The 6543-nt window shown below is 69.9% G+C and carries 7 protein-coding genes; 5 read left to right on the top strand and 2 right to left on the bottom strand.

The window, feature by feature from the left end; all coding sequences use genetic code 11:
- From ACJ8AT_RS30400 to ACJ8AT_RS30380, 5 genes are all read left to right on the top strand, one after another.
- The coding region (locus tag ACJ8AT_RS30400) for a hypothetical protein (protein WP_407741433.1) at positions 1 to 243 on the top strand (243 nt) is incomplete at its 5' end.
- 61 nt (positions 244 to 304) lie between these two features.
- On the top strand, positions 305 to 1630 hold the full coding sequence (locus tag ACJ8AT_RS30395) for an Ig-like domain-containing protein (RefSeq protein WP_407741432.1): 1326 nt from the start codon (positions 305 to 307) through the stop codon (positions 1628 to 1630).
- A gap of 114 nt (positions 1631 to 1744) precedes the next feature.
- Positions 1745 to 1894: a hypothetical protein gene (locus ACJ8AT_RS30390; RefSeq protein ID WP_407741431.1), complete on the top strand. Its 150-nt coding sequence runs from the start codon at positions 1745 to 1747 to the stop codon at positions 1892 to 1894.
- Between the two features lie 33 nt (positions 1895 to 1927).
- Complete coding sequence (locus ACJ8AT_RS30385; RefSeq protein ID WP_407741430.1) at positions 1928 to 3574, top strand: ATP-binding protein; 1647 nt, start codon at positions 1928 to 1930, stop codon at positions 3572 to 3574.
- A gap of 45 nt (positions 3575 to 3619) precedes the next feature.
- Entirely contained in the window at positions 3620 to 4711 is a 1092-nt protein-coding gene (locus ACJ8AT_RS30380; RefSeq protein WP_407741429.1) for a DUF2891 domain-containing protein, read from the top strand.
- A 30-nt stretch (positions 4712 to 4741) separates the two neighbouring features.
- Here ACJ8AT_RS30380 and ACJ8AT_RS30375 read toward each other — a convergent pair whose 3' ends face one another.
- A complete protein-coding gene (locus ACJ8AT_RS30375; protein ID WP_407741428.1) occupies positions 4742 to 6049 on the bottom strand; it encodes a M24 family metallopeptidase in 1308 nt (435 codons plus the stop codon).
- 65 nt (positions 6050 to 6114) lie between these two features.
- Positions 6115 to 6459, bottom strand: coding sequence for an ATP-binding protein (locus tag ACJ8AT_RS30370; RefSeq protein ID WP_407741427.1), 345 nt, complete (start codon positions 6457 to 6459; stop codon positions 6115 to 6117).
- Between the last annotated feature and the right edge of the window lie 84 nt (positions 6460 to 6543).

Below are 6543 nucleotides of genomic sequence, written 5' to 3'. Positions count from 1 at the left end.
TTCGAGGCGCAGTGCACCACCACGCGCAAGACGGAGCGCGGCGAGACCACGACCACGAGCTCCACCAGCAAGGAGTACGAGGTGCAGTACGCCGGCAACGAGCGCGGCTCGCGGCTGTCGCCGCTCTACACCATCCACAGCCCGGACCCGAGCGGCGAGAAGCACTGCACGTACAAGATCACCTCGCTGCACCCGGACAAGCCCACGGAGTGGACGGGCACCTGGTCGGTGCCGCAGGGCTGAGCGGCATGCAATAGTCCGCGTCTCCGGGCACCATTCCGGGTGCCCGGGAACGAGGATGGCCATGCACGCGTTTCAGCCGACCCCGCCCGCCCGGCGGACCCTGAGGACGTCGTTGTCCGCGGTACTGCTCCTGAGCCTGGCGGGGCTCGGGTGCCCAATCAGTGAGCCAGACACCACGCCTCCGACGGACGTGCAGGTGACGGGAGGCGTGAGCGAGGGGGATAGCGTCACCGGCCAGCGCACGCTGACGGCCACCGCGAACGACGACTCCGGCAGGGTGTCCAAGGTGGAGTTCTACGTCTCCGGCGAGCTCGCCTGCGCGGATGTGACGATGAGGGGCTCGGGCGCGACCTTCTCGTGCACCTGGGACTCCTCCGCGGCCTCTCAGGGCAGCCACCAGCTCACCGCCAAGGCCTACGACGCGGCGGGCAACGCCACCGAGTCGGAGCCCATCTCCTTCACCACCCCCCCTCCCAACCGCTCGCCCAGCATCAGCCAGGCGACCGCCACGCCGCCCTCCATCGACGAGCGCGCGAGCACCACGCTCGCGGTGACGGCCAGCGACCCGGATGAGGAGGAGCTCGTCTACTCCTGGACGCAGACGCCGGCCGCTCCGAAGGGCACCTTCACCGGCACCGGGGCGAACCAGACGTGGACCGCGCCCACCGTCTCGGCCGACACGGTCTTCAAGCTGCAGGTGACGGTCTCGGATGGGAGGGGAGGCTCGGCCCAGCAGACGGTGGACGTGGCAGTGGCCAACGTCCCCACCCTCAACCGCAAGCCCATCCTGGAGGAGATCAACCCCCTCTCCGCCTCGGTGATCGCCGGTGACACCATCCAGCTCTCCATCGTCGCCACGGATCCAGATGAAGATACGCTCACCTACTCCTGGACGACGGAACCGGCCGCCCAGGGCAACCTCACCGCGACGGGCAACACCGCGCAGTGGCGCTCGTCCGACGTCAGCGCCCCCACGAGCTACACCCTCAAGGTCACCGTGTCCGATGGCACCGACTCCGTGACGGGTACGAGGATCGTGGAGGTCGGCGTCCCCCAGTACGCCCGGGACATCCAGTCCATCTGGAACGCGCAGTGCACGGGCTGCCACAACAGCAGCACGGGCACCCGCGGAGGACTCAACCTGGACACGGGCAAGTCCTACGCCTCCCTCGTCAACGTCGCGGCCGCGGGGTTGCCCTGTGGCCCCACCGGGATCAAGCGCGTGGTGCCCAACCAGCCCGATGACTCCCTGGTGGTGAAGAAGATCAGCCCCAATCCCGTCTGCGGCGGCCGGATGCCTCAGCTCAACGAGGCCTACTTCGACGACCACCCCGGCGAGCTCACGCGCATCCGCTCGTGGATCCTCGCCGGCGCGCTCGACAACTGAGCCCGGGCCACACCCCGGCGCCACCGGCGCGCCTCATCACACGCGAAGTGCCTCCCCTTCCCGAGGGGGGGCACCGCTCGCTTCTACAAGGCCATCCTCGGTCTCGACGTCCTCATGGACATGGGATGGATCGCGACCTACGGCTCTCCGGAGGAGATGCAGGCACAGAGCAGCTTCCTGTCGGAGGGCGGTTCGGGTGCACCGGCGCCGGACCTGTCGATCGAGGTCAATGACCTGGAATCGGTCCTCCCCGTTACGCTATAGGGGCGCCACCCCCCTATGCGTCGATTCAGCTCCTTGAAACTACGCCAGTGGCGCGCGGCCCAGGCGGTCGCGGACAAGAACGCGGCGGAGCTCGAGACCCTCCTGGGCATCGTCTCCATGGCCGCGGATGCCATCATCTCCATCGATGAGGAGGGCCGCATCGCCCGCTTCAACTCCGGAGCGGAGTCCATCTTCGGCTACAGGGCCGAGGAGATGCTCGGCAAGCCGCTCGAGCTGCTCCTCCCGGAGCGCTTCCGGACCCACCACCCCGGACACGTCCAGACGTTTGGAGGGGGAGCCCCGGCCTCGCGGAGGATGGGGGAGCGCCAGACCATCTCCGGCCTGAGGAAGAATGGAGAGGAGTTTCCCGCCGAGGCCGCCATCTCCCGGCTACAGGTGGGCGGCAAGACGGTGCTGACGGCCATCCTGCGGGACGTCTCCTTCCAGAAGCAGGTGGAGGAGCGGGACCGCTTCCTCGCGCGGGCGGGCGAAGTGCTCTCCTCCTCGCTCGATTATGAGCGGACGCTCGTCTCCGTGGCCCAACTCGCCGTGCAGTCGCTGGCGGACTGGTGCGTCGTGTACCTCTCCGAAGGCGAGCAGGTGCGCCGGTTGGAGGTGGCCCACCGTCACCCCCTGGAGCAGGGGCTGGCCGATGCCTTCCGCGACTTCCAGCTCGACATGAGCCAGCCCTTCCTCGCGCGCGAGGTGCTGACGACGCGCGAGCCGCTGCTCATCCCCCACGCCACTCCCGAGTCGCTGGAGTCCATGACCCAGCGCCCCGAGCACCTGGCGATGCTGCGGCGGATGAATCCGCGCTCGATCGTGGGAGTGCCCCTGCTCGCGGGCGAGCGGCTGCTGGGGGCGCTCGTCTTCATCTCGACGCCCTCCGGGCCCATCTACGATCTCTCGGATCTGGAGTCGGCGAAGGGCCTGGCGCGGCTGGCCAGTCTGGCGGTGGAGAACGCCCGGCTCTACCAGTCCGCCCAGCGGGCGACGAAGGCGCGCGACGAGGTCCTGGGCATCGTGGCCCATGACTTGCGCAGCCCGCTCAACATCATCTCGCTGTGGGCGCAGGTGCTCGAGCGGCAGATCCAGAAGCATGGCGGAGAGCTTCAGACCAAGAGCCAGGAGGCATTGAGCTCCATCGCCTCGGCCAGCCGGCGTATGGGCCGGATGATCCAGGATCTGCTGGACGTGGCCCGGATGGAGGCCGGTCAGCTGTCCATGAAGGTGAGCCCCCAGACTCCGGCCAGCCTCCTGCGCGAGGCCATGGATTCGGCCGGTCCCCAGGCGGTCCGGATGCACCTGGATCTGCCCGAGGGAGAGGTCCCCGCGGTGCTCGCCGATCGGGACCGGCTCCTCCAGGTCTTCTCCAACCTGATGGGCAACACGCTGAAGTTCACTCCGGCCGGAGGCGCTCTCTGGGTGGGAGTGCGGGTGGAGGGCGAGCAGGTCCGCTTCCACGTGCGCGACACCGGGCCGGGCATCCCCCCCGAGTCGCTCGCGCACATCTTCGATCGCTTCTGGCAGGCGGACCGGACGGATCGCCGGGGAGCGGGGCTCGGGTTGTCCATCGCCCGGGGCATCGTCGAGGCGCACGGAGGCAAGCTCCAGGTGGAGAGCGAGCCCGGCCGCGGCAGCACCTTCTCCTTCACGGTGCCGCGCGCGAAGCCGCGCTGAAGTCACGCGGAGCCGGGCCTCGGGAGTTGTTACAGTCGCCGGGTGATGTCCCCGTTCCCGCTGGTGCTCCTCATGACCACGCTCTCCAGCAGCACTCCCCCACCCCCGGACTTCAGTGCCGAGGCCGCGACGCGCTTCGCGGAGCTCGCGCTCACCTGCGTCCACCAGGAGTACCCGAACAAGATCGCTCACGTGATGAGCGGTGACGCGGATGCGCGCCCGCCCCGCGAGCTCACTCCCGCCTTCTACGGCTGCTACGACTGGCACTCGGCCGTGCACGGGCACTGGCTGCTGGTGAGGCTGGCCCGGACCTTCCCCGAGGCGCCCTTCGCCGCGCGTGCCCGCGAGGCGGTGGCCCGGAGCCTGACGCCCGCCAACATCGACGCGGAGGTGCGCTACCTGAGCGGCCCGGGCCGGGTCTCCTTCGAGCGTCCCTACGGGCTCGCGTGGTTGCTCCAGCTCGCGGCGGAGCTGAGGGAGTGGGACGATCCGCAGGCGCGCGAGTGGTCGGCCACGTTGAAGCCGCTCGAGGCGCGCGCGGCGGACCGGCTGCGCGAGTGGCTCCCGAAGCTCTCGCGGCCCATCCGCGTGGGTGAGCATGATCAAACGGCCTTCGCCTTCGGACTCGTGCTGGACTGGGCGCGGAAGGCGGAGGATCGCGCGATGGAGCAGCTCCTGATGGAGCGGGTGGAGACCTTCTACGGCAAGGATCGCCGGGGCCCGCTCGACTATGAGCCCTCGGGACATGACTTCCTCTCGCCGTGCCTCGCCGAGGCGGACCTGATGCGGCGCATTCTGCCTCCGGCGCGCTTCGCCACGTGGCTGCGCGGCTTCCTGCCGGACATCCCCAGCGATGGCTCCACGTCCTGGCTCGAGCCAGCGGTCGTGACGGATCCGAGCGATCCCAAGCTCGCGCACCTGGACGGCCTGAACCTGAGCCGGGCGTGGATGCTGGAGGGAATCGTGTCGGGCCTGCCGCCCGCGGACAAACGGCTGCGCTCCCTGCAAGCGGCGGCGAAGCTCCACCGCGAGGCGGGGCTGCGCGCGGTGACGGGCGAGCACTACGAGGGCGGACACTGGCTGGGCAGCTTCGCCGTGTACCTCACGACCGGAAGGGGCCTGGCCCGGAAGCCATGACCCCCTCCAGGTGAAACGAGGCGCGCGGGCCTACTGCGCGCTCGGGACCTGCCGCGCCGCCGCTGGCGAGGGGATGAGGATGAGCTGCTCCTGCGGCGGATTGAGGTACTCGGCGCCCTTCTCCGTCACCACGGCCATCTCCTCGACGGAGAGCGTCTTCGTCTCGCCGGGCGTCGCGAGCTTCCACGCGAAGAAGCCGTCGAAGGCGAAGACCTGGCCGGGGCGGATGGGCCGGAGCGCCTTGCCCTCGGGCGGCTTGCCCGACTGCGCGCCCGAGAGCGCCGGGCCCACGTCGTGTGCCCAGTAGCCCACGGGATGCCCCGTGCCCCACATCACCGGCTCCGAGCCCGCTTCCTTCATCCAGTCGCGCTGGGCCTTGTCCACGTCGTAGCCGCGCGCCCCGGGCTTCAGCGCCGCGAGCGCCACGCGGCTGCCCTTCTTCGACTTCTCCCACTTCTCCAGCGCCTCCTTCGGCGGCTGCGTCTCGCCCGGGGCGAGCACGTAGGCGAAGCGCTGGATGTCCGTCACCCATATGCCCTCGGCCTTGATGCCGAAGTCCGTCTGGATGAAGTCACCCGGCTGGATGACGCGGTCGGTGGCGTGCGAGTGGCCCCGGTCCGTGCCGGAGTTCACGTTGGGGTTCTGATCCGGCGCCCAGCCGTCCTCCACGCCCAGCTCGACGATGCGCTTCTTGAGGAAGCGCGCCACGTCCGAGTCGCGTGTCGTGCCGGGCACCACGGTGCGGTAGGCCTCCTCCTCGAGCGAGGCCGTCACGGCGGCGGCGCGGCGCATGAGCTCCACCTCCTCGGGGAGCTTCACCGACAGCCACTCGTAGACGAGCTCCTCGGACGAGGTGAGGCGGCGGCGCAGCGCGGGCGAGAGCGCCGCTTCGAGCCGCTCGCGCTGGGTGGCCGACAGCCCGTCCGCCACCGTCAGGGTGCTCGAGGAGTTCACCGCGATGCGCTGGGGCTTCACCTCGGCGAGCGTCGCGGCCACCTGGGCGAAGATGTCCACGCCGCGGGCCAGGGTAACCACCTGGTCATGGGTGCCCACGTCCTGGAGGGCCTTGGCCTCACCGGCCGGCGAGAGCGCGAGGGAGCGCACCCCGTCCTTCTGCTTCAGGAAGAGGAACGCGGCGGGGGCTCCAACGTTCTCACAGCCGACGTGCGCGGCCAGCGGATCGTTGTCGTTCTCGCGGCAGAGCACGACCCAGGCGTCCACCTTCGCCCGCTCCATGGCCACTGGGAGCAGTTGCTGGATGCGGGCCTTGCGGATGCGCGGCCAAGCGGAAGACAGGGACTCGGCGGCGCTCGCGGGCAGGGCCGCGAGGAGCAGCAAGGCGGAAAGCAGGGCACGGCGCATCGAGATGGGGACTCCGGGGAAAAGAAGCCCCCCATTCTCGTTCAGCGCGGGGCCTCGACCAACTGGATTGCCTTCTCCGGACACGCGACGACGCACAGGCCGCAGGCGTGGCACTGGTCCGCCGCTGGCGTATAGGCCGTCTTCCGCCCGTGCACGATGCTCTTGAATCTACCGAGCACCGACAGCCTGGCGAAGTCGGCATCCTCCATGCGGCGGACCTCGAAGACGCCGTAGGGGCACACCTCCACGCAATCGCTCTTGCCCTCGCATCTGCCGCGATTGATCACGGGGACGAAGCGTCCGGGCTCGGCACGGCACTGCTCTCCGGGACGCTCCGGGTGGGCGGCGGCGCGCCGGGCCTTCTCTCGGTTCAGGGATTCGGGCATGGGTGCTCCCTCCTCCTCCGGATTCCACCGCGCCCCGCGTGCGGCCACAAGCCCACTTCGTCTCGAGACGTGACCGGGGCGCGG

Origin of the sequence: Hyalangium sp., assembly GCF_045802625.1 — a bacterium.
Classification (GTDB): Bacteria; Myxococcota; Myxococcia; order Myxococcales; family Myxococcaceae; genus Hyalangium.
The sequence above is the reverse complement of the archived record's forward strand: the minus strand, read 5'-3'. Positions and strand labels throughout refer to the sequence as shown.

Coding starts and splice junctions, on each gene's coding strand:
- ACJ8AT_RS30395 (WP_407741432.1), top strand. CDS start 305: ATGCACGCGTTTCAGCCGACCCCGCCCGCCCGGCGGACCCTGAGGACG.
- ACJ8AT_RS30390 (WP_407741431.1), top strand. CDS start 1,745: ATGGACATGGGATGGATCGCGACCTACGGCTCTCCGGAGGAGATGCAG.
- ACJ8AT_RS30380 (WP_407741429.1), top strand. CDS start 3,620: ATGTCCCCGTTCCCGCTGGTGCTCCTCATGACCACGCTCTCCAGCAGC.
- ACJ8AT_RS30370 (WP_407741427.1), bottom strand. CDS start 6,459: ATGCCCGAATCCCTGAACCGAGAGAAGGCCCGGCGCGCCGCCGCCCAC.